The following is a 22202-nucleotide window of genomic DNA, read 5'->3' on the forward strand; positions in this document are numbered from 1 at the left end:
CGGTCGGATATGGACATCTTTTGGGAATACGCCAGAGCGTTTCTGTGCGGCGGGGTGCTGTGCCTGGTCGGACAGATCCTCATCGACAAGACCACCCTCACCCCCGCCCGCATCCTGGTGACCTACGTTGTCTCCGGCGTGGTGCTGGGCGGGCTGGGCCTCTACAAATACGTGGTGGAATTCGGCGGCGCCGGGGCCACCGTGCCCCTCACCGGCTTCGGCTACCTGCTGGCCAAGGGGGTGCGGAAGGCCGTGGCGGAGCACGGGCTTCTGGGCGCCCTCTCCGGCGGGGTCACGGCGGCGGCAGCCGGCATCACGGCGGCCATCTTCTTCGGCTATCTGGTGGCCCTCATCTTCAAGCCCAAGTCCAAGTCTTAACGCCGGGGACCGCCTGACGCCTCCTGTCCGCCGCAATAGCTTTCGTAGAGGCTGGTGAGGAGCTGGAGGTGGACCCGCTCGTCCTCCGCGATCCGAAGCAGGTTGGCCGCCACGTTCCCGTCCGAAATCCAGCGGGCCTGCTGCTCATATTTTCGAATGCTGGTCCGCTCCTCCTCGATGGCGTACTGGAGGGACTGGTCCAGACGCCTGGGGTAGCGCAGATATTCCGGCGTCCAGTACCGCAGCCGTCCCTGAAAGGGGCTCCACAGCCGGGGGTCCTCCCCCAGCTGACGGGCCAGTTCGGAAAAGATGGCCAGGTGGCGCATCTCCACAACGGAGATGTGATGAAAGCACTCGGCCACCTCCTGCCGTCCCGCTGTGGTAAACTGACCGTAGAGATAGAGCCCCACCGCGCTCATTTCCGACACACCGCCCCCCACGTTGGACAAGATCGCCAGGCCATAGCGCCGGTTCCTTCCCTCCGCGCGTACCTCGGGGTAAGGGGCCTGGGCTGTATAACGGACTTCACAGGGCACCTCTTCCATGTTCACCCTCCTCGCTTCCGATTCTTTTCTAAGCTATGCCCGGTGCCCTTTGTCCCATGTTAATATAATTTTAAAAATTATATTACGAGTTTCTATTGATTATTTTTTCCATTTCAGTTATACTAAGCCCATCAAAGGAAAGATCAGGTGAGCGGTATATGGAATCAATGGCGTACAGTTACGAAGGATTTGACCGGCCCGGCCGGAAGGCTAAGCCTAAGGGAGAGCAGGGCCGCAACCCCTATGACGGCCTGCGGCCCTGGTCGGCCATCACCCACGGCGTGGGCGCCGTGCTGGCGGTCATCGGCACCGTTCTGCTGCTGGTACGGGCGGTGCGCCTGGAGCTGGACATGTGGCACGTGGTCTCCTTCGCCATCTATGGACTTTCCATGATCGGCCTCTATACCGCCAGCACCCTCTACCACTGCTTAAATACCAAAGTGGCCGGGCGCATCGCCCTTCGAAAATACGACCACTGCTCCATCAGCCTTCTCATCGCCGGGAGCTACACCCCCATCTGCCTCACCGTGCTGCGGACCGAGGGGGCCTGGGGCTGGGCCATCTTCGGCGTCATCTGGGCCATGGCCGTGGCGGCCTGCTCTCTGTCCCTGCTGTGGATCAACTCCCCCCGCTGGCTCACCTCCGGGGTCTATCTTATCATGGGCTGGCTGGCCGTCTTTGCCCTCTATCCCCTGTCCCGCACCATGCCGGCGGCGGGGATGTTCTGGCTGGTGCTGGGCGGCGTGGTGTACACCGTGGGAGGCGTCCTTTACGCCGTCAAATGGCCCGGCCGGGACAATCCCAGGTTCGGCTGCCACGAGATCTTCCATCTGTTCATCCTGGCGGGGAGCATCTGCCACTTCCTCCTGATGTACCAAGTGATCGCCTTCGTGTAACGGGCAAACAGAAAGGGACAGCCGAAAAGGCTGTCCCTTTTTTGCTTTGGATCACCCTCAGCCCTGGGTATAGCTGCCCTGGATGAGGAAGGTGGCGGAGGAGGATACCGTGACGGCCTGCGCGTCGGCGGTGGCCATGTAGAGATGATTAACGGTGAGGGCGCCGGTTCCGGCCAAAGTCTCCCCCCCGGTCAGATCCACCAGAGCGGCGGTACTGGAGGCGGTGCCGGAGCGGAGCAGAAACTGGGTCCCGGCGGAGAGGGTCAGCGTCTTCCCCTCGGAGACATCCACCGCGGCAAAGGAGGTCTGCCCGCCCCCTGCGGCCTCCTGGAGCTTTTTGGTCAGCTCCGCCTCCCGGGTGTCCAGTTTTTTGTCCACCTGCTTCATAATTTCGGGCACGGCGGTGTCGTTGAGATAGCTCAGGGTCACCAGGGGATCGGATTGGCTGCCCTGGGTCCCGGCGGCCAGGGCCACCCCGGCGATGGTGCCGGTCACCAGAAGGACACAGGCCAGACGGCTCGTCCATTTGTTCCGCTTCATTGTTTTCCTCCTATGTATCACTGTTTCAGGCGGCTGGGGTCGGGGCGCGCGGGCTCCCACGGCCCTTCCCCAAGCCACGTTCAAACCAACTGTCTGGGACGCAGGCCGAAGCTGACTGCGATGGCCCCGTCTACCTTTTGCATCTGCTCCTCATCCAGCCGGCCCATATACTCTCTCAGCCGCTTTTTGTCCAAGGTCCTGATCTGCTCTAGCAGCACCACGGAATCTTTGGGCAGGCCATAGGTGTTGGCCGAGAGTTCGATGTGGGTCGGCAGACGGGCTTTCCCGGTCTGGGAGGTGATGGCGGCGGCGATGACGGTGGGGCTGTGGCGGTTGCCGGTGTCGTTCTGGATAATGAGGACCGGCCTCACGCCCCCCTGTTCACTGCCCACCACCGGGCTCAGATCGGCGTAATAAATGTCTCCACGTCTGACGATGCTGTCCACAAAGGCTCACTCTCCGCGGTTCAAAGTTTCCGGGGAACGGGGCGAGGTGCCCGATCCGGCGGTCACTATGATTTTCCCACGGGACGGCGGGATTTATACTTCCGTCTGGATGATTCTCACAAAGACGGAAAAGCCCGCCGTCTGTCCGGCGCTATCCTCCCCGGCCCATTTTACGCAGAGAGCCTTCCTTTGGTGTCAATACAGATAGATCCTGGGGACCCGTTTGTTCACGTCGCACAGCAGTTCGTACTGGATGGTCCCGGCCAGCCGGGCGGCATCCTCCACAGGGACGTGGGGGCCATAGATCTCGGCCTCGTCCCCTGGGCGGACCTGGGGCAGATGGGTGGCGTCCACCATGCACATGTCCATGCAGATCCGGCCCACCACCGGTGCCTTCTCCCCCTGGAGAAAGACCTCCAGCGCGTCGGAACAGCGGCGGGGCAGGCCGTCGCCGTAGCCGATAGCCAGGGCGGCCAGGCGGGTCTCCCGCTCCAGCACATGGGTGCATCCGTAGCTCACCGGCGTCCCGGCGGGCACCGTCTTTACGGAGACCACCCGGGCCTTCAAGGTCATCACCGGCAGCAGGCCCGGACCGTCCAGGCCCTCGCAGGCGGGGTCGGGGTAATGCCCGTACAGGGCCACGCCGGGCCGGACCATGTCCAGATAGGTACAGGGATAGTTTAACACGGCGGCGCTGGCGGCGCAATGGCGGATGGGAAATTCCACGCCCCGGGCCTTCAGCTTGTCCAGCAGGTCCAGAAACCGTGTAAACTGGAGCATGGTGTACTCCTCGTTCCGGTCGGCGTCGGCAAAGTGGGTGAAAATCCCCTCCCAAACAAGGCCGGGCAGGGCGTGAAGGGCCGCCATGGTATCGAAGGTCTCTTCCATGTGTCCCTCATCGCAGAGGAAGCCCAGCCGGGACATGCCGGTGTCCGCCTTCATGTGGACAGTGATGGTCTTGCCCAGCTTCCCCGCCGCGTGGGAGAGGGCTTGGGCCGTCTCCACATCGAACACGGTCTGGGTCAGATGGTAGCCCATCAGCTCTCCCGCCCAGGCCGGGTCGGTATAGCCCAGGATGAGGATGGGGGCCTTGACCCCGGCCTCACGCAGTTCGATGGCCTCATCCAGGCTGGCCACCGCCAGGTACTCCGCCCCCAGCTTCTCCAGGCGCAGTGCCACGGGGGCGGCACCATGCCCGTAGGCGTCGGCCTTCACCACGCCCACGAACCTGCACCCCGCGGGCAGCATGGCCCGCAGGGTGAAATAGTTGTGCTCCAGATTTTTCAGGTCGATCTCCGCCCAGACGCGGCGCTCTTCCGTATTCATCCCCATCACGCTTTCCATTTGATTTCTCCCGCCGGGAAACGGCCTTACGCCGCCGGTCCCGACATGGTGAAGCCGGACACCTCGCAGGCGATGACGGTGAAGCCGTCCGAGCTGATCTCCCCCCGGACCAGGGCGGCGGTGTCCGGCTGGAACCAGAGCTGGGCCTCCGTGCCCTGGCCGGGGTCCTTCTCCGGGTCTCGGCAGGTGACGTGGAGCCGCTCCTCCCCGTCCCAGTCCTCCAGCACGCACTCGGCCATAAAACCCTCCTGGGCATAGGCCAGCAGAGCGGGCACCGCGTCCACGGGGGTGAGGCCGTCGGCGTTCAGCTCCCCGGTCTCCACCATCACCCCGTCATATTCCAGGGCGGTCTCCCCCTGGGAAATATGGGCGGTGAGGCCCGCCACGCTCTCCGGCGACGTAAGGGTGAGCAACGTCTCCCCCTCCCGGGCCCAGGTCACGTCCACCCCGTAGGTGTAGACCCGCTGGCCGTAGTCCGCGGTGAGCTCCATATGCCCGGCGCAGGCCGTCATCTCCAAATATTTGGCCCGCACGTCCAGGGCCATTGTCTCCGCCCCGCTCTCCCCGGTGGCTCCGCCGCAGGCGGATAGGGGGAGGACGAGGGTCATCATCAGTGCGCAAAGGCGTTTGCGCACGCTGACCACTCCTTAAAAATGTTTTGTCGTCAGGGGGATCTTATGGATCAGGTCGGTGGGGCTCATACTGTACTCGCCGAACTCCTCCGCCGCCAGGTCCCCCGCCTGGCCGTGAAGGCACACCGCCGCGGGCACCGCCTGGCGGATGGTGAGGCCCTGGGCCATGAGGGAGACGATCATCCCGGCCAGGATGTCCCCGCTCCCCCCCTTGGCCATGCCCGGGTTGCCCGTGGTGTTGACATAGGCGTTGCCGTCGGGGAAGGCGGTGATGGTCCGGTGGCCCTTGAGGACCAGAACACAGCCGTGCTCCGCGGCAAAGGCCCGGGCCACCCCCAGCCGGTCCCCGGAGGACAGGTCCCCGCCCAGCCGGGCAAACTCCCCATCGTGGGGGGTGAGCACGGTGGCGAATCCCCGGCGGGCGTCCAACACATCTATATGCCCCTCCAGGGCGTTTATGCCGTCGGCGTCCAGCACCAGGGGCCGCTCGGTGTGGGCCAGGATGTGCCGGACCACGGCGGCGGTGGAGTTGTTCCGGCCCAGGCCGGGGCCGATGAGAGCCACGTCACTGGAATTGACACGGTTGAGGGCCGCCTCACAGGAGTCCAAGGAGAGGGCCCCGTCCTTTCCCGCCGGGAGGGGCCGGGGCATGGCCACCTCCAGCTTTCCCGCCACCACCGGCCAGATGGGGGCCGGCACCTCCAAAGAGACCAGGCCCGCCCCGGAGCGGACCGCCGCCATGGCGGAGAGGACAGGGGCCCCGGTGTAGCCCACGCTGCCCCCCAGGATGCAGACCCGGCCGAAGCTCCCCTTGTGGGCGTCTCTGGCCCGGTGGGGCAGCTCCAGCTCCTCCGGCGATACCGACCAGAGATCCCACTCCAAGACCTGGGTCAGCTTTTCCGGGATGCCGATGTCGGCCACGGTGAGTTCCCCGGTGCAGATCTGCCCCTGGCCCACGAAGTGGCCCACTTTGGGATAGGTAAAGGTGACGGTCTCGGCGGCCTCCACGGCCACTCCAAGGATCCGGCCGGTGTCAGCTTCCACCCCGCTGGGGATATCGGCGGAGATCACCGGGATGCCGGAGGAATTCATCATGTGGACGGCGGTGGCGCAGTCCCCCTCCACCGCCCGTCTCAGACCGATGCCGAAGAGGGCGTCGAGAAAGACCCCCGCCCGGAGGGCCCAGGCGGCGAAGTCGGGGTCGGCGTCGGAAAAGGGCTCCAGCCGGACTCCGGCCTGGGCCAGCCTGGCCTCCATGGCCCGGCAGTCCCCGGTCATATTGTCCCGGTCCCCCACCAGTACGGCCCGGACCTCCACACCCGCCTCTTTCAGAAGCCGGGCTGCGGCCGCGCCGTCCCCGCCGTTGTTCCCCGTGCCGCAGAATACCACGGCCCGGGGGACGTTCTGCTTATGTAAATACACCATGGCCCGGTCAGCCAGGGCGGCGGCGGCATTCTCCATCAGAGTCAGGGACGCGATGCCCTCCCCCTCTATGGCCTCACGGTCCAGTTCTCTCATCCGCTCGGCAGTGGCGATACGCATGATCCAGACGTCCCCTTTCCATTCGACAGCGTTCACGAACGCTCACGGCCTACATTATAGGCCCTTTGCCCTCCCGCGTCAATTTGAAGTTGCCGGTCCAGCCCCCTCAGCGCGCCAGTTCTTTTTCAATCAGATGATTGGCGATCTCAAAGGCTTTGATCCTTCTTTGGGCCAACGTGATCTGGGACCTGTACCGCGCCGGGTCCCCCTTCGATTCCAGGGTTTTGACGGTCTCCCTCAATTTGTGCAGCGTGGAATCGATCTGTCTTTTGGCTTCCATCAGCTCTTCCTTCGATAGTTCCATCTTTTCCTCCCCCGGCTCTGTTTTGCCGGGGTAATTGTATCACGGTGGGAGGCCGCTCCGCAACAGATCCAGTTGGGAATGCCGGGAGCCTGACCACAGACGTCACCGAAAAAAGGGAGCGGGAATCAACACTTGCTTTTTTCTTCTGTTTGTGATATAAAAGTCCTTGTGTAAACGCTGTGAACGGGAAAATAGCGCCGTACCGCCAGTCAGAGAGGGCCGCCCACCGGCTGAGAGGGGCCTATGGCAAGGAAGCGCTTGGTTCGCCCGGGAGCGGCCGCGGAGACGCGGACGGCGGCAGGCCGTTAGTCCTGTATAAGCGCGCACGCTGGCCGTGCGAACGCGGGTGGTACCGCGGAAGGTTTGCCTTTCGTCCCGATCTTTCGGGAGGAAGGGCTTTTTTATTGCTCCGCGATAGAAACGGGATCCCCGCAGCCAAAAAGCAGCCTCCGCCCCGCCCCACTTGCTTTTTATCAAAAATGCCGCAAAGGAGAATCATAGCCATGAAGGAAACACTGGAACGCATCCGCCGGGAGGCCCTGGAAGCGCTGGAACAGACCGGCGCCGCCCAGGAGCTTGACGCCCTGCGGATCAAGTACCTGGGCAAAAAGGGAGAGCTCACCGCCGTCCTCAAGCAGATGGGCGGGTTGTCCGCGGAGGAGCGGCCCGTCATCGGCCAGCTGGCAAACGACGTCCGCGCCGCCCTGGAGCAGGCTTTGGAGACCCAGGCCCGGAAGCTGGAGGGGGCCGCGCTGGAGGCCCGGCTGAAGCTGGAGGCGGTAGACGTCACCATCCCCGGCAAGGCCGTGCCCCAGGGACATCAGCATCCCATGAACGTGGCTCTGGACGAGATCAAGGACATCTTCGTGGGCATGGGCTTTACCGTGCTGGACGGGCCCGAGGTGGAGCTGGCGGTCTACAACTTCGACAAGCTCAATGCCGAGGAGGGCCACCCCTCCCGGGACTGGTCGGACACCTTCTATTTCGACGCCGACAGCCGGGTGATGCTCCGCTCCCAGACCTCTCCCATGCAGGTGCGGGCCATGGAGACCATGCCCCTTCCCATCCGCATCATCGCCCCCGGCCGGGTGTACCGCAAGGACGAGGTGGATGCCACCCACTCCCCCATGTTCCACCAGGTGGAGGGCATGGTCATCGACAAGGGGGTCACCATGGCCGATTTGAAGGGCACCTTGAATACCGTGGTCAAGCAACTCTACGGCGAGCAGACTGTCACCCGGTTCCGCCCCCACCACTTCCCCTTCACCGAGCCCTCCTGCGAGATGGACGTGCAGTGCCACAAGTGCGGCGGCGTGGGCTGCCCCACCTGCAAGGGCGAGGGCTGGATCGAGCTGCTGGGTGCGGGCATGGTCCATCCCAAGGTGCTGAAGATGGCCGGCATCGACCCCGAGGTATACTCCGGCTGGGCCTTTGGCATCGGCCTGGAGCGCACCGCCATGCGCCGGTTCAAGATCGACGACCTGCGGCTCATTTTTGAAAATGACGTCCGGTTCCTGGAACAGTTTTAAGAAAGGAGGCCACACGAAATGAATCTTTCCCGTGAATGGCTCAACGAATTTGTAAAAGTGGACGCCTCCGACAAGGAATTTGCCGAGGCGATGACCCTGTCCGGCTCCAAGGTGGAGCTCACCCAGGTCCCCGGTGAGGAGATCCGGAACGTGGTGGTGGGCAGGGTCCTGTCCCTGGTGCGCCACCCCGATTCCGACCACATGTGGATCTGCCAGATCGACGTGGGGGAGGCCGAGCCCATCCAGATCGTCACCGGCGCCCAAAACCTCCACGAGGGGGACCTGGTCCCCGTGGCCAAGCACAACTCCTACCTGCCCGGCGGCGTCCACATCACCAAGGGCAAACTCCGGGGGGAGCCCTCCAACGGCATGCTCTGCTCCTACAAGGAGCTGAACATGACCGACCACGACTGGCCCTGGTCCGTGGTGGACGGCATTTTCATCCTGGACAGCGACCCCGACCTGAAAGCCATGGGCCTGAAGCCGGGGGACGACATCCACGCCCCCCTGGGCCTGGACGACCACGTGGTGGAGTTCGAGATCACCCCCAACCGTCCCGACTGCCTGTCCGCCATCGGCCTGGCCCGGGAGGCCGCGGCCACCTTCGGCGGGGAGCTGAAGCTCCACGCCCCCGTAGTGAAGGGCGGCGGCCCCGGTGAGCTGGCCGAGCTGCTGGACGTGGAGACCCCCGATCCCGAGCTGTGCCCCCGCTACACCGCCCGGATGGTCCGCAACGTGAAGATCGCCCCCTCCCCCCTCTGGATGCGCAGACGGCTGCGGGCCATGGGGGTCCGGCCCATCAACAATATCGTTGACATCACCAACTACGTCATGCTGGAGTACGGCCAGCCCATGCACGCCTTTGATTACCGCTATGTGAAGGGCGGCAGGATCATCGTCCGCCGGGCCAGGGACGGCGAGGAGCTGACCACCCTGGACGGCAGCCTCCGCAAGCTCAACTCCAACATGCTGGTCATCGCCGACGAGCACAGGGCCGTTGGCCTGGCGGGCATCATGGGCGGAGAGAACAGCGAGATCGTGGACGACACGGTGGACGTGGTGTTCGAGTCGGCCAACTTTGACGGCACCTGCATCCGCAAAGGCGCCCTGGCCCTGGGCATGCGGACCGAGGCCAGCGCCAAATTTGAAAAGGGTCTGGACCCCATGAACACCCTCCCCGCCGTGGGCCGGGCCTGCGAGCTAGTGGAGCTGCTGGGCGCCGGCGAGGTGGTGGACGGAGTCATCGACATCCTCAACCACGTGCCCCAGCCCACCGTTTTGAAGCTGGAGCCTGAAAAGATCAACGCCCTGCTGGGCACCGATGTATCCGAAGACGAGATGAAAGCCATCCTAACCAAGCTGGACTTCCAGGTGGAGGGAGATCAGGTCACCGTCCCCTCCTGGCGGGGCGACGTGGAGGCCATGGCCGACCTGGCCGAGGAGGTGGCCCGGTTCCACGGGTACAACAAGATCCCCGTCACCCTCATGCGGGGCACCACCACCAAGGGCGGCTACTCCCCCGAGCAAAAGCTGGAGCGGAAGCTGGGCCAGGTGTGCCGGGGCGCCGGATACGACGAGATCATCACCTACTCCTTCATCTCCCCCGCTTACTATGACAAGATCAACTGGAAGGCCGACGACCCCCGCCGGGACTCCATGAAGATCATGAATCCCCTGGGGGAGGACACCTCCATCATGCGCACCACCATCCTCCCCTCCATGCTGGAGATCCTGGCCCGGAACTACAACTTCCGCAACAAGGATGTGAAGCTCTACGAACTGGGCCGGATCTATCTGCCCGGCGGCGAGGAGGGCCTGGCCCGGGAGAAAAAGATGCTGGCTCTGGGCGCCCTGGGCGGAGACATGGACTTTTTCGCCCTCAAGGGCATGGTGGAAACCCTGCTCTCCAGCGTCCGGGCTTCGGGCGTGCGCTTTGAAGCTGTCAACGACACCCCCTCCTACCACCCCGGCCGCTGCGCCAGGGTCATGGCGGGGGACACCGCCGTGGGTGTATTCGGCCAGATCCATCCCCTGGTGGCCCAAAACTACGGCGTGGACACCGAGCTCTACTGCGCTGAGCTGTCCATGGAGGCTTTGGAGGCTGTCCAGGGCCCCGATCCCACCTACACCCCCCTGCCCAAGTTCCCTGCCGTTACCCGGGACATCGCCGTGGTGTGCGGCGAGGCGGTGACTGTGGGCGATCTGGAAGCCTGCATCCGCAGGGGGGCCAAGGGCCTTCTCAAGGAGGCCGCCTTCTTCGACATCTACCGGGGCAAGGGCGTGCCCGAGGGCAAGAAGAGCGTCGCCTTCAATCTCATCCTCCGCTCCGACGAACGCAGCCTGACGGCGGAAGAGGCGGACGAGGATGTAAAGAGCATTTTGACCGCTTTGGAAACGGAACTGGGCGCCACCCTTCGGTAAGATGTTTCGATAAAATGAAGCTTTCATAAATTTTCCCCGTTTTCCCTTTACAGCGGCGTGTTTTTCGAGTACAATTTGAACAGTAATCAACGGGAGGTGTGACCCATATGGACGATTTGGACTTTACCAGGAAATTTAATATTTGCTATGAGAAGGATCAGGAGATCAAGGCCATTCTGACCTCTGTCTACGACTCCCTCAAGCAAAAGGGCTATGACCCCATCAACCAGATCGTGGGATACATCCTCTCGGAGGATCCGACCTATATCACCAACTACAACAACGCCCGCGCCCTGATCCGCAAGCTGGACCGGGACGAGCTGCTCCAAGAGCTGGTGAAGCAATATCTCTCCGAGTGAGAGTGATTCTGGTGAAAAAGGCGCGCTCCATGGGAGCGCGCCTTTTTTGAAGGCAGGTGTGAAAATGGATGGGACAAAGCTGAAATACTGGGCGGCTTTTTTCATGCTGCTGGACCATGCCGCTGTTCTGCTCCTCCCATACGGTACGCTCTATGTCCTCTTTCGTCTGGCGGGGCGGCTGGCCTTTCCCATCTTCGCCTGGCTGGCCGCCGAGGGGTTCCGCAAGACCAGGGACCGGAAAAAATATCTCGCCCGCCTGGGGCTCTTCGCCCTCATCAGCGAGGGGCCTTATCTGCTGGCCTTCTGGAACGGCGGAGTGATCTGCCCGGTCCTGTTCACCTTTTTCCTGGCTCTGGGGGCCATGGCTCTTTTTGAGAAGCTCCGGGAGAGCCTGCCCCTCCCCACCGCCCTGCTCCCCCTGCTGGGCGCCATGATCCTGGGGGAGCTTTTGGGGGCCGACTACGGCTTTTTAGGGGTCCTGCTGGTGGCCGGGCTCTACCTTCTGGATGAGGACCGGAAGCATAAATTCATCCTCCTGGGGCTTTGGAGCGCCGTCAATTATCTGATTTGGACTCCGCTTCCCAGCCTGCTGGCCCGGCTCCCCGCCGGGGTCTATACCCCCCACTTCTGGGATGTGGTGTCCCGGTCTCTGCGGGCGGACCTTCCCATTATGGCCCTCTACGCCCTAGCCGCCTGTCTCTCCATGTTGCTGCTACGGCGGTACAACGGGACCCGGGGCAGCGGTCACAAGTGGTTTTTCTATTGGTTCTATCCCCTCCACATCCTGGCCCTCTATCTGCTGTCCCTTCCCCTGCGGTGACCTGGCGTATATTTCCACCTTCCGGCGGGTATACTCCGCTGTGAGGTGAAGTCGATATGTCATCCGTAGCTCCTTCCATCCGCGCGAAATTTGACTCCATGCCCCCGGAACTCCAGCAGGCCGTCCTCAGCATGGATGTTCAACTGGAGACGATGAACGATCTGATGTCCTGCCTGGAACGGATCATCGCCGAGGGCGAGAAGCAGTAAGCGCCATTTGAAGAGAGGCGGCACAGCCCAGGGCTGTGCCGCCTCTCTTTTGGTTCATCCCACCAGCCGGGCTTCCAGCCAGGTGAGCATGTCGGCGTAGACCTCCTGCCGGTTCACCTCGTTCAAGATCTCATGCCGGGCGCCGGGGTAGAGCTTCATGGACACATCGGTACAGCCCGCCGCCTGGAAGAGGCGGTATACCTTCTCCACGCCCTTCCCCTGTCCGCCCACCGGATCGTCGTCTCCGGAGAAGAGGGCCACAGGGGTGGTCTTGTCCATCCGGGCCAGGTTTTTCGGGTCCCCGATGTATTGAAGCCCCTCCATCATGGCGTGGAACATCCCCGCGGTGGGGACAAAGCGGCACAGCGGGTCGGCCACATAGGCGTCCACCACGGCGGTGTCCCGGCTGATCCAGTCCGCCGAGGTGCGGTTGGGCTTGAATTTCCCATTATAGGCCCCCAGGGAGAGGGCGGTGATCAATTTGCTCACGTGGCCCGGCCCCTGAAGGGAGCAGAGAAGGCCGGAGATGCCCTTCCCAAAGGCCACCAGGCCGGGAGTCTCCTGCCCGGTGCCCGAGAGGATGCAGCCGTCCACCGTGCCGGGGTAGTCGATGAGGTAGGTCCGGGCCTGGAAAGAGCCCATGGAGTGGCCCAGGAGGAAGTAGGGCAGGCCGGGCCACTCCTCCCCCGCCCACACCCGCAGGGCCCGGACGTCCCGGTTCACGGTGCGCCAGCCGTCCTTGTCCGGGAACCGGCCGTATTCCCCGGCCCCGGCGGCGGTCCGGCCATGGCCCAGGTGGTCGTGGCCCACCACGGTATAGCCGTGGGCGTTCAGATAGGCGGCAAAGGGGGCGTAGCGCTCCACGTACTCGGAGATGCCGTGGACGATCTGCACCACCGCCCGGGCCTCCCCGTCGGCGGGCCAGACCACGGCATGGACAGCGTGGACCCCGTCGGCGGAGGGGAAGGTGAAGTCCCTTTGTTTTCCCATGGAATTCTTCCTCCATCTATGCTATAATCTTACCATCAGTTTAGCGGCAAAGGGCTTTGCCGTCAATAGACAAAGCGGGCCGGGTGTCGCCCCGGCCCTGAGAAGGGATGGATCCTATGAACGTCGTCGAGCGCTTTTTGAAGTATGTCTCCTTCGACACCCAATCCAGCGAGACCTCCGACACCTGCCCCTCCACCGCCAAGCAGATGATCCTGGGGGCCGAGCTGGCCTCCGAGCTGGCCCAAATGGGCCTTCAGAACGCCCACATGGACCCGGACGGCTATGTCTACGGCTGGCTCCCCGCCACGCCGGGCTGTGAGGGGGTCCCCTGCCTGGGCCTTATCGCCCACATGGACACCGCCCCTGCCTTCTCCGGCACCAACGTGAAGCCCCGGATCGTGGACTACCAGGGCGGCGACGTGGTGCTGGATGCCGAAAAGGACATCCGCATCCGCCCCGAGGAGGACGAGGCCTTGTCCCACTATGTGGGCAAGCAGCTTATCGTCACCGACGGCTCCACCCTCTTGGGGGCCGACGACAAGGCGGGGGTGGCCGAGATCTTCTCCGCCATGGAATATCTGGCCGCCCACCCCGAGCTCAAGCACGGACGCATCGCCGTGGGCATCACCCCCGACGAGGAGGTGGGCCGGGGAGCCGACAAGTTCGACATCGCCGGCTTCGGCGCCGCCGTGGCCTACACGGTGGACGGCGGCGAGCTGGGGGAAATCGAGTACGAGAACTTCAACGCCGCGGCGGCCACCGTCACCGTCCACGGCCTCAACATCCACCCCGGCTCCGCCAAAAACCGGATGAAAAACGCCCTTCTCATAGCCATGGAGTTCAACGCCATGCTCCCCCCGGCGGAGATCCCCGCCCACACCGAGGGCTACGAGGGCTTCTACCACCTGGAGCATATGGCGGGGGACGAGACCACCGCCGTGCTGGAGTACATCATCCGGGACCACAGCAGGGAGAAATTTGAGGCCCGGAAGGCCGCCGTGGAGCGCATCGCCGCCTATCTCAACGACAAATACGGCGCGGGCACGGTGGAGCTGGCCCTCCGGGACCAGTACTACAACATGAAGGCCCAGATCGAGCCCCATATGTACCTCATCCACCGGGCCAAGGCCGCCTTCCGCAAGGCGGGGGTGGAACCCCGGGAGGTGGCCATCCGGGGGGGCACCGACGGCGCGCGGCTGTCCTATGAGGGGCTCCCCTGCCCCAACCTGTCCACCGGCGGGCTCAACTTCCACGGCCGGCAGGAGTATATCCCCGTGGAATCCCTGGAGAAGATGGTGGAGGTGCTCCTCCACCTGGTCCAGGCCGAGGAGCGGTAACAAAAGCGTCAGCCATCCCTCCCCTTCAAATACTCCTCCAGGCAGACCCCCGTCTCATAGATTTCCCGGGCCGCGTCCTTTCCCACGTAGCGGTAGTGCCACGGCTCGTAGATGATGCCGGTGAGTTTCCGCTTGTCGTTGGGGTAGCGGAGGATGAAGCCGTATTTCCAACTGTTCTCCAGGAGCCATTTTTGAACGGCGGTTTTCTCCTGGCTCTCGTTCAAGTTTTGGTTGTCCAGGTCCACCAGGTCCACCGCCAGCCCCAGCTGATGCTCGCTGGTGCCGGGCACGGCCACCACCTTTCCGGCCTCCGCTCTGGCGTCGGCCTCCGACAGCCCCAGAGCCAGCTGCTTGTCCAGCTGGTTGGCGTACAGCGCCTCCTGCTTCTCCCGGGAGCGGTAAGCGGAGCAGATGACGGGCGACAGGCCCTCCGCCCGGCAGGCGTCCATCATGGCCTGGAGGTCTGGGTAGCAGCGTTCATCCACATAGGACCCGTTTTTGAGCTGTGTCAGCGGCACTTCATAGCCGTCGGGGAGCGGGTTCCAGGGATTGACCAGCGTCAGCCGCCAGTCCCCGGCGGCAGTATCCTTTTTTTCGACCGGCGGCGGAAACTCGGCTGATGGGGCCTGCGTGACTGCCGACGGCTGGGCCATTGTCTCATCGGGTACTATGGCAAGCGTCTCAAGGGCCCGCCCCGCGCCCATGAGCAGAAGCCCCATCGCCAGCGCTCCCGCCAGAAAAAGTCCATTCCGCCGCCGGGCGCGCCTTCTTCGGCGGGTTCGCCCCCTGGCTCGTCCATCGCTTTTGCACATGCAAACACCCTCCTATTCTGTCGTTATCAACAGAATAGGAGGGTGTTCCCTCTTTCCGGCAACCGGGCGGCATCAAAACGCCCTCAAAGGTTGAAATAGAGCCACTCACCCCGCAGACGCAGGGGGAGGCTGTGGACCACCTCCCCGCCGTCCGTCTCCCGAAGCAAAGCCACGGTGTAGTCGCCGTCCTCCGCCCCCAGCGACAGCCTTACGTTTTCCGCCGGGTAGTGCAGACGAAGAAAGTCCGCCAAATTTACGGCCGCCTCCTGAAAGACGGGCTCTACCGTGGCCATATAGGTTTTTTTCTCCGTCACGGAGGGGCCCAGCCGCCCCTGAAGGGCCACCAGCTTTCCACTCTGGTCATCCAGCCACAGCACCTCGTCCATGCCCTTGGAATCGCTCCACACACAGCGCCAAAAAACGCCGGACCCGCCGACGTCCTTGTTTGTCATCAATACCGGCGTCACTTCCGGGACTTCATAGACCTTTCTGCCCGCCGTCAGCTCCCACATGATCCAAACGGCGGTGTCCTCCACCTCCGCCCGCTTCCTGTACTCCCCCTCGGACAGCTCCACCTGGGTATTACTGACGGCGAACAGCTCTAAGGTCTCAAAAAAATCCCCCTCCCGGTTCAGCGTCAGGGACACGGCGGAATTTTCCCGTTGGACGACCTCCTGCTCCAGCCTCCTGTCCAGGGCCAGAGCGGCCAGGCGGGGCATAAAAAAGCCGGTTCCCAAAAGGACGGCCGTGCAGAGGACGGGAAGCCATTTCACAAACCGCCTCATACCGCGCCTCCTCTCAGCTCCACAATGACCGTGGTCCCCTCTCCCAGAACGCTCTCAAAGCGCAAACTTCCGCCGTGGACCGCGGCGATCTCCTCGCACAGCGCCAAGCCCAGCCCGGCGCCCCCCTGCGCCCGGGCCCGGGCTTTATCCACCCGGTAAAACGCCTCCGTCAGGTGTTCCAGCGCTGGGGGCGGGATGCCCCGGCCGCTGTCCCTTATCGTGATTCGGCAGCCATCCGGGAGCATCACCGCCTGGGTATGGATCCTGCCCCCCTGCCCCTCCATTGCCTTGCGGGCGTTGTCCCAGAGGTTGACCAGCAGCGACTTGACAAGGTCGGGCTCCAGGAGGCAGGCCCCAGCCTCACACGCGCAGGTCAAGGCGACCCCCTGCTTGGCATAAATCGGGCCCAGGTGGGCCGCCAGCCCTTGGATAAGGGCTGCGGGCTCCATGGGCGCCAGGGCGGCGCTCCCTTTTTTCACAACGAGCAGGTCCAGCAGCTTTCCTGAAAGTGTCTCCAGCCGTTTCCCCTCGGCCACGATGTAGTTGGCGGCCTCGGTCTGCTCGTCCGCTGTCAAGGTCTGCCCCCGGAGCAGGTCGGCGTAGCCGATGATGGAGGTCATGGGTGTCTTGACCTCGTGGGCGAAGCTGCCCATGAACCGCTCCTGGCGGTCCGCCGCATCCTTCAGCTCACCAATCTTTTCCTCCAACGCCTGGGCCATCGCGTTAAAATCCTGGGCCACCAGCCCGACCTCATCCTTGGTAAGGATGCGGGCCCGGCTGGACAGCTCCCCCCCGGCGATGGCGCGGGACGCCTCCGACAGCCGAACCAGCGGTGCGGTGAGCACCCGGGCCACGCTGTATGAGAGCAGGGCGCAGGATACCGCCATCAGCAGGAAAACCCACTGATAGGTTCTCTGCTGGACCCTCCGCGCCTCAAAGAGGGAGGAAATATCCCGGGCCATGTCCAGATAGAGCGTCTCGCTGCCGGCCTCCAGCGCCCCGGACAAGATCAAGGCCTGCCCGCCCCGGAACGCGGGCTCGTATCGAATGGTACAGCCGCCGGGGGCCGGGGGCTGGCCGGTCCCGGTAAGGCCGGAGGCATTGTATTCATAGATGGGCTGGGACGCCGTGTAAAGCCGCAGCGCCGTCCAGGCCCCGGCGTTCTGCCCGGAGAGCTGTTCCAGGGTGCGGGCGAGGTCCGCGTCCTCCGACCGGCCGTTCACCCGGTCCACGATTTGCAGGGTCCCCAGCACCATCCGGTATGCGTTATAGGCCGCGGAGCGCTCCCGCTCCAGGGAATCCTGAAACGATAGGCCAATCAAAAGGCTGCCCCCCGCCCCAAAGAGGACGGAGAGCAGGCCCACCATGCACAGCGTGATTTTCCATCGAAATTTCATCTCATACCTCCAGGCGGTATCCCACCTTGTTCACCGCCCGCAGCCGGTCCTCCCAGCCCACTTTCTTTCTCAAACGCTGGACATGGAGGTCCACCGTCTTGCTGCCGTACTGGTACTCCTCCCCCCAGACCCGCTCATAGATGGTCTCCCGGTAGAGGGCCCGCCGGGGGTTTTGGGCAAAGAGGAGCAGGAGGTCATATTCCTTGGGAGTCAGCTCCACGGGCTCCCCGCCCCGGCTCACCCGCATGGCGTAGGTGTCGATTTCCAGTTCTCCCACCCGCAAAATGGCCTCGTTTTTGTGATAGCGGCGCAGCACCACGTCCACCCGGGCCAGGAGCTCCACGATTTCAAAGGGCTTGACGATGTAATCCTCCGCCCCTGCCCGAAGGCCCTTCACCCGGTCCGCCACCGCGTTTTTCGCCGTGATGAAGATGACAGGTATCTCCATGGGGCGGATGTATTCCATCAGCTCAAAGCCGTCGATCTCCGGCAGCATCACGTCCAGCAAAATCAGGTTATACCGGCCTCTCTCCAGCTCGTCGGCGGCCGCCTCGCCGTCATAGGCACAGGTACAGGCATAGCCCTCCTTGGTCAGACTGAGACGGAGCAAATTGGAGATTGGCCTCTCATCCTCCACGATCAAAATCCGAATCAAAGCGGTGCCCTCCCTTTCTCTCCGTCAGATTACATCCCTTTGGCATCAAAACGGCAAAGGAACAGGTTTATTTTAGAGGAATCGGCGGGAAATAGCAAGCGGCCCCATCCGTATGGATGGGGCCGCTTTTTCAGCAGATCAGTCCGCCAGCAGGTTCATCTCGGTCTCGGGGTCGAAGAGGTGGATGAGCTCGGGCCGGAAGGTGAAATTCACCTTCACCCCGTAGGGGATACCGCCCCGGTGCTCGGCGGGCAGGTCGGTGGTGGGGACCCGGAGAACCACGTCCTTCTCCCCCGCCGTCACGTGGAGGTAGACCTCGCTGCCCATCATCTCGGACACGTCCACCGTGCCGGACACCGTGTTAGGGGAGGACTCTTTGGCGAAGGAGATATGTTCCGGGCGGATGCCCACCTTCACGGCCTTCTCGCCCACGCCCTTCCCCGCCAGCGCCTTGCTGATCTCAGCGGAAAGGGGCATCACGGCGTCGGCCACGGCGATCTCATATACGTCCCCCCGCTTGGTCAGCTTCCCGTCAAAGAAGTTCATCTGCGGGGTGCCGATGAAGCCCGCCACGAAGATGTTCACGGGCCGGTCAAAGACCTCCTGGGGCGTGCCGATCTGCATGATAAAGCCGTCCTTCATAATGACGATGCGGTCGCCCAGGGTCATGGCCTCGGTCTGGTCGTGGGTGACATAGACGAAGGTGGTGTCGATGCGCTGCCTAAGCTTGATGATCTCGGCCCGCATCTGGTTGCGCAGCTTGGCGTCCAGGTTGGAGAGGGGTTCGTCCATCAGGAATACCTTGGGGTTGCGGACGATGGCCCGGCCAATGGCAACCCGCTGACGCTGGCCGCCGGACAGGGCCTTGGGCTTGCGGTCCAAATACTGGGTGATGTCCAGGATCTCGGCGGCCTCCCGCACCTTCTGATCGATCTCCTCCTTGGGCATTTTACGCAGCTTCAGGGCGAAGGCCATGTTCTCATACACGGTCATGTGGGGATACAAAGCGTAGCTCTGGAAGACCATGGCGATGTCCCGGTCCTTGGGCTCCACGTCGTTCATCCGCTTGCCGTCGATGAGCAGCTCGCCCTCGCTGATCTCCTCCAGCCCGGCCACCATCCGCAGGGTGGTGGACTTTCCGCAGCCGGAGGGACCCACCAGGACGATGAACTCCTTGTCGGCAATCTCCAGATTGAAGTCGTGGACGGCAGTCACCTTGTTGTCGTAGATCTTCTTCACGTTTTTCAAAGTCACAGTTGCCATGTACTTGAGCCGTAGGGGCAATGCCTCCGCAAATACCCCCTTGCCCGTGAAGAGCGAACCTTCACGGACGTCACGGCAGGTCTCCACACTGCCGCGCCGCCGGCCCGGCGGGTTTGGTCTCCTCCTTTTTTACGGCGCCCGGCGGACTATGTGGTAGGAGTAGCCCGCCGGGGCCTAATTGTCGCTCAGAGCTGTCCGAAGGCCACCTCACCGTGGAAAAGGACGGCCCGCAGGGTCAAATCGGGGTTCAGGACGGCGGCGTTGGCCTCCTTGCCCACGTCCAGGCTGCCCACCCGGTCATAGATGCCCAAGGCCTTGGCCGGGTTCACCGCCGCCGCGGTCACGGCGTCCTTCAGGGGGATGCCGAAGGAGACGGCGGTGGTCATGCATTTCATCAGATCGGTGACGGAGCCGGCGATGGTGCCGTCGGCCAGGGTGGCCAGGCTCCCCCGGACCGTCACGTCCTGACCTCCCAGGGTATAGGCCCCGTCGGACATCCCGGCGGCCCGCATGGTGTCGCTGATGAGGATGACCCGGTCCGCCCCAAAGAGTTTAAAGACGGCGCGCACCATGGAGGGATGGATGTGGACCCCGTCGCAGATCAGCTCCACCATGCAGTCAGAGTCGGCGGCCGCCCCCACGGGGCCGGGGTCCCGGTGGGCGAAGGGGTTCATGGCGTTAAAGAGATGGGTGGCCTCTCTGGCCCCCGCGTCAAAGGCCGCCAGGGCTTGGTCGTAATCGCAGGCTGTGTGGGCCACGCTGACCACCACCTCGTCCTTCACCCTTTGGATGAACTCGAGGGCGCCGGGCAGTTCGGGGGCCACCGAGACCAGCTTCACAAGATCGCCGGACTCCTTTTTCAAGCGCAGCAGCAGCTCCGCGTCCGGGTTTCGAAGCCAGGCCCCGTTCTGGGCCCCCTTCTTCTTCTCGGAGAGGAAGGGGCCCTCCAGATTCACGCCCACCAGGTCGGCGCCGCCCCCGGCGTTCTTCTTGTGGGCGGCCGCGGTGCGGCAGATGGCCACCAGCTGGGGCTCGTCCAGCGTCATGCCCGCGGGGCAGATCTGGGTGACGCCCCGGCTGAGCTCATAGTCCGCCATGGTCTGGAGTCCGGCGGCGTCGGCGTCGGAAAAGTCGGCGCCCCGGCAGCCGTGGAAGTGGAGGTCGGTAAGACCGGGAATGACCCAGCAGCCGGACAGGTCCACCCCTTCCCCGTCGCAGCGGGAAACGATCTTCCCCTCCCAAATGGACAGCTCACGGTTGTTAAAACCTTTCAGCGGGTCAAAGACCCGGGCACCGGTCAGCCGCATACTTCCACCCCCGCGGCGATCACTTTGCCCAGGGCCGCCCGGTCCGCCACCAGGGTCACGCTGCGGTGAAGCTGGAGGATGGAGGCGGGCACCTCGGGCGTGATGGGACCGCAAACCGTGTTGTAGACGGCTTCGGCCTTGTCCTCCCCGCTGGCCACCACCAGAATGCGCCGGGCGTCCATGATGTAGCCGATGCCCATGGTGATGGCCTGGCGGGGCACCTCGTCAATGGAGGCGAAGAACCGGGCGTTGGCCTCGATGGTGCTCTGGGTCAGGTCCACTACGTGGGTCTCCTTCACGAAGGAGGGGCCGGGCTCGTTGAAGCCAATGTGGCCGTTGCGGCCCAAGCCGAGAAGCTGGATGTCGGTCCTGCCCACCGTGTCCCGGAGAGCGTCGTAGCGGACGCACTCGGCCTTGGGATCGGCGGCCAGGCCGTCGGGCACATTGGTGTTCTCCGGCAGGACGTCGATGTGGTCGAAGAGGTTGTGGCGCATGAACCAGCGGTAGCTTTGATCGTGGGTGGGAGCCAGGCCCTTATACTCGTCCAGGTTCACGGTATGGACCCGGGCAAAGCTCAGCTCCCCCCGCTGGTACTTGGCGATGAGCTCCTGATAGAGCCCCACGGGGGTGGAGCCGGTGGCCAGACCCAGCACGCACTCCGGCTTCAGAAAGACCTGGGCGGCCAGGATGTCCGCCGCCCGGCGGCTCATGTGGTCATAGTTTTCCGTCAGATAGATCTGCATTTTTCTCAATCCTCGCCTTCGAGTCGGTCAGCAGTATTTGGCAATGGCGGCGTCGATCATGGCCGCGCTCTCCTCGACCACAGCATTGTCGCTGTCGATGAGGCCGGGCAGGGGCTTGCGGACCGTACCGCACTCCACACCCCGCTTTTTCAGGATGGCCTTCATAATGGCGTACAGGTTGCCGTGGCCATCGCACATCTTGTAAATGATGCGGCAGATCTCGTTCTGCACGGCGGCGGCCTGGGCCACCTGGCCTGCATACAGGAGGTCCTTGGCCTTGAGGAACAGCTCGGGCATGACGGCGTAGGTGCCGCCGATGCCGCCGGTGGCCCCCATGGCCAGGCCGGAGACGAACTGCTCGTCGGGGCCGTTCATCACCACGAAATCCGCCCCGCCCTGGTCTTTCCACATCTGGATGTCCTGGGTGGGCATGGAGGAGTTCTTCACGCCGATGACCCGGGGATTCTTCCGCATCTCGTCCAGCAGCGCCGGGGTGAGAGCCACCCCCGCCAACTGGGGGATGTTGTAGATGATGAAGCCGGTGTTGGGGGCGGCGGCGGAGATGTCGTTCCAGTACTCCGCGATGCCGTAGGGCGGCAGGTGGAAGTAGATGGGCGGGATGGCGGCGATGGCGTCCACCCCCAGGGATTCCGCGTGGCGGGCCAAGTCCTGGGAGTCGGCGGTGTTGTTGCAGGCCACGTGGGCGATGATGGTCATTTTTCCGCCCACCTCGGCCATGACGTTCTCCAGCACCACCTTGCGCTCAGCCACGCTCTGATAGATGCACTCGCCGGAGGAGCCCCCCACATAGAGGCCCTGGACGCCTTTCTCCAGCAGATAGCGGGCCAGCTTGCGCACCCGCTCCGGGGAGATCTCCCCTTTCTCGTCGTAGCAGGCGTAAAACGCGGGGATCACGCCCTGAAACTTTTTGATATCCATTTCTCTCAA

24 protein-coding genes are annotated in these 22202 nt (G+C 63.7%); 8 read left to right on the plus strand and 16 right to left on the minus strand.

Going from position 1 to position 22202, the window contains the following annotated elements:
* Nucleotides 1-9 precede the first annotated feature (9 nt).
* On the plus strand, nucleotides 10-378 hold the full coding sequence (gene spoVAE / locus AAEU42_RS09305; RefSeq protein WP_342233262.1) for a stage V sporulation protein AE: 369 nt from the start codon (nucleotides 10-12) through the stop codon (nucleotides 376-378).
* On the opposite strand, the gene AAEU42_RS09310 is transcribed toward spoVAE, so the two are convergent.
* Nucleotides 375-923 (minus strand): ferritin-like domain-containing protein, encoded by a 549-nt coding sequence (locus AAEU42_RS09310; protein ID WP_342233263.1) that lies wholly within the window; start codon nucleotides 921-923, stop codon nucleotides 375-377. The genes spoVAE and AAEU42_RS09310 overlap by 4 nt on opposite strands.
* Before the next feature lie 167 nt (nucleotides 924-1090).
* Between AAEU42_RS09310 and trhA the strand changes: the two genes are divergently transcribed.
* A complete protein-coding gene (trhA, locus tag AAEU42_RS09315) occupies nucleotides 1091-1819 on the plus strand; it encodes a PAQR family membrane homeostasis protein TrhA (RefSeq protein ID WP_342233264.1) in 729 nt (242 codons plus the stop codon).
* Between the two features lie 57 nt (nucleotides 1820-1876).
* On the opposite strand, the gene AAEU42_RS09320 is transcribed toward trhA, so the two are convergent.
* The 6 genes from AAEU42_RS09320 to AAEU42_RS09345 all read right to left on the minus strand — a co-directional run bounded on the left by AAEU42_RS09320 (nucleotide 1877) and on the right by AAEU42_RS09345 (nucleotide 6627).
* Complete coding sequence (locus AAEU42_RS09320; protein WP_342233265.1) at nucleotides 1877-2359, minus strand: hypothetical protein; 483 nt, start codon at nucleotides 2357-2359, stop codon at nucleotides 1877-1879.
* A gap of 80 nt (nucleotides 2360-2439) precedes the next feature.
* Nucleotides 2440-2805 carry a type II toxin-antitoxin system PemK/MazF family toxin gene (locus tag AAEU42_RS09325; RefSeq protein ID WP_342233266.1) on the minus strand — a complete coding sequence of 122 codons (366 nt, stop codon included), beginning with the start codon at nucleotides 2803-2805 and terminating at the stop codon, nucleotides 2440-2442.
* A 195-nt stretch (nucleotides 2806-3000) separates the two neighbouring features.
* Complete coding sequence (gene alr / locus AAEU42_RS09330) at nucleotides 3001-4149, minus strand: alanine racemase (protein ID WP_342233267.1); 1149 nt, start codon at nucleotides 4147-4149, stop codon at nucleotides 3001-3003.
* Nucleotides 4150-4175: 26 nt separating this feature from the next.
* Complete coding sequence (locus AAEU42_RS09335; RefSeq protein WP_342233268.1) at nucleotides 4176-4784, minus strand: hypothetical protein; 609 nt, start codon at nucleotides 4782-4784, stop codon at nucleotides 4176-4178.
* Nucleotides 4785-4796: 12 nt separating this feature from the next.
* The gene (locus tag AAEU42_RS09340) at nucleotides 4797-6323 is read right to left on the minus strand and encodes an NAD(P)H-hydrate dehydratase (RefSeq protein WP_342233269.1); all 1527 of its coding nucleotides are present in this window, start codon (nucleotides 6321-6323) and stop codon (nucleotides 4797-4799) included.
* 106 nt (nucleotides 6324-6429) lie between these two features.
* On the minus strand, nucleotides 6430-6627 hold the full coding sequence (locus AAEU42_RS09345; RefSeq protein ID WP_342233270.1) for a hypothetical protein: 198 nt from the start codon (nucleotides 6625-6627) through the stop codon (nucleotides 6430-6432).
* Nucleotides 6628-7130: 503 nt separating this feature from the next.
* On the opposite strand from AAEU42_RS09345, the gene pheS reads away from it, so the two are divergent.
* The 5 genes from pheS (at nucleotide 7131) to AAEU42_RS09370 (ending at nucleotide 11965) form a co-directional block, all read left to right on the plus strand.
* Nucleotides 7131-8156, plus strand: coding sequence for a phenylalanine--tRNA ligase subunit alpha (gene pheS, locus AAEU42_RS09350; RefSeq protein WP_342233271.1), 1026 nt, complete (start codon nucleotides 7131-7133; stop codon nucleotides 8154-8156).
* 18 nt (nucleotides 8157-8174) lie between these two features.
* Nucleotides 8175-10577: a phenylalanine--tRNA ligase subunit beta gene (pheT, locus tag AAEU42_RS09355; protein WP_342233272.1), complete on the plus strand. Its 2403-nt coding sequence runs from the start codon at nucleotides 8175-8177 to the stop codon at nucleotides 10575-10577.
* Nucleotides 10578-10684: 107 nt separating this feature from the next.
* Nucleotides 10685-10936 (plus strand): IreB family regulatory phosphoprotein, encoded by a 252-nt coding sequence (locus AAEU42_RS09360; RefSeq protein WP_342233273.1) that lies wholly within the window; start codon nucleotides 10685-10687, stop codon nucleotides 10934-10936.
* Between the two features lie 64 nt (nucleotides 10937-11000).
* Nucleotides 11001-11756 (plus strand): TraX family protein, encoded by a 756-nt coding sequence (locus AAEU42_RS09365; protein WP_342233274.1) that lies wholly within the window; start codon nucleotides 11001-11003, stop codon nucleotides 11754-11756.
* A 56-nt stretch (nucleotides 11757-11812) separates the two neighbouring features.
* Nucleotides 11813-11965, plus strand: a complete 153-nt coding sequence (locus tag AAEU42_RS09370; RefSeq protein ID WP_342233275.1) for a hypothetical protein — start codon at nucleotides 11813-11815, stop codon at nucleotides 11963-11965.
* A 54-nt stretch (nucleotides 11966-12019) separates the two neighbouring features.
* Here AAEU42_RS09370 and AAEU42_RS09375 read toward each other — a convergent pair whose 3' ends face one another.
* On the minus strand, nucleotides 12020-12955 hold the full coding sequence (locus tag AAEU42_RS09375) for an alpha/beta hydrolase (RefSeq protein ID WP_342233276.1): 936 nt from the start codon (nucleotides 12953-12955) through the stop codon (nucleotides 12020-12022).
* Nucleotides 12956-13071: 116 nt separating this feature from the next.
* On the opposite strand from AAEU42_RS09375, the gene pepT reads away from it, so the two are divergent.
* Nucleotides 13072-14292 (plus strand): peptidase T, encoded by a 1221-nt coding sequence (gene pepT, locus AAEU42_RS09380; protein WP_342233277.1) that lies wholly within the window; start codon nucleotides 13072-13074, stop codon nucleotides 14290-14292.
* Between the two features lie 8 nt (nucleotides 14293-14300).
* Here pepT and AAEU42_RS09385 read toward each other — a convergent pair whose 3' ends face one another.
* The 8 genes from AAEU42_RS09385 to AAEU42_RS09420 form a co-directional block, all read right to left on the minus strand.
* Nucleotides 14301-15011 (minus strand): M15 family metallopeptidase, encoded by a 711-nt coding sequence (locus AAEU42_RS09385; RefSeq protein WP_342233278.1) that lies wholly within the window; start codon nucleotides 15009-15011, stop codon nucleotides 14301-14303.
* A 176-nt stretch (nucleotides 15012-15187) separates the two neighbouring features.
* On the minus strand, nucleotides 15188-15889 hold the full coding sequence (locus tag AAEU42_RS09390) for a hypothetical protein (RefSeq protein ID WP_342233279.1): 702 nt from the start codon (nucleotides 15887-15889) through the stop codon (nucleotides 15188-15190).
* Nucleotides 15886-17286 carry a sensor histidine kinase gene (locus tag AAEU42_RS09395; protein WP_342233280.1) on the minus strand — a complete coding sequence of 467 codons (1401 nt, stop codon included), beginning with the start codon at nucleotides 17284-17286 and terminating at the stop codon, nucleotides 15886-15888. The genes AAEU42_RS09390 and AAEU42_RS09395 overlap by 4 nt, the downstream gene beginning before the upstream one ends.
* 1 nt (nucleotide 17287) lies before the next feature.
* Nucleotides 17288-17941 carry a response regulator transcription factor gene (locus AAEU42_RS09400; protein WP_342233281.1) on the minus strand — a complete coding sequence of 218 codons (654 nt, stop codon included), beginning with the start codon at nucleotides 17939-17941 and terminating at the stop codon, nucleotides 17288-17290.
* A gap of 138 nt (nucleotides 17942-18079) precedes the next feature.
* Complete coding sequence (locus tag AAEU42_RS09405; RefSeq protein WP_342233282.1) at nucleotides 18080-19204, minus strand: ABC transporter ATP-binding protein; 1125 nt, start codon at nucleotides 19202-19204, stop codon at nucleotides 18080-18082.
* A 185-nt stretch (nucleotides 19205-19389) separates the two neighbouring features.
* On the minus strand, nucleotides 19390-20511 hold the full coding sequence (gene nagA / locus AAEU42_RS09410) for an N-acetylglucosamine-6-phosphate deacetylase (RefSeq protein ID WP_342233283.1): 1122 nt from the start codon (nucleotides 20509-20511) through the stop codon (nucleotides 19390-19392).
* Entirely contained in the window at nucleotides 20502-21254 is a 753-nt protein-coding gene (gene nagB / locus AAEU42_RS09415; protein ID WP_342233284.1) for a glucosamine-6-phosphate deaminase, read from the minus strand. Before nagB ends, nagA begins: the two co-directional genes overlap by 10 nt.
* 27 nt (nucleotides 21255-21281) lie before the next feature.
* Nucleotides 21282-22193 carry a dihydrodipicolinate synthase family protein gene (locus tag AAEU42_RS09420; RefSeq protein WP_342233285.1) on the minus strand — a complete coding sequence of 304 codons (912 nt, stop codon included), beginning with the start codon at nucleotides 22191-22193 and terminating at the stop codon, nucleotides 21282-21284.
* Nucleotides 22194-22202 lie beyond the last annotated feature (9 nt).

The sequence above is a fragment of the Pseudoflavonifractor phocaeensis genome, from assembly GCF_038439875.1.
GTDB lineage: Bacteria > Bacillota > Clostridia > Oscillospirales > Oscillospiraceae > Vermiculatibacterium.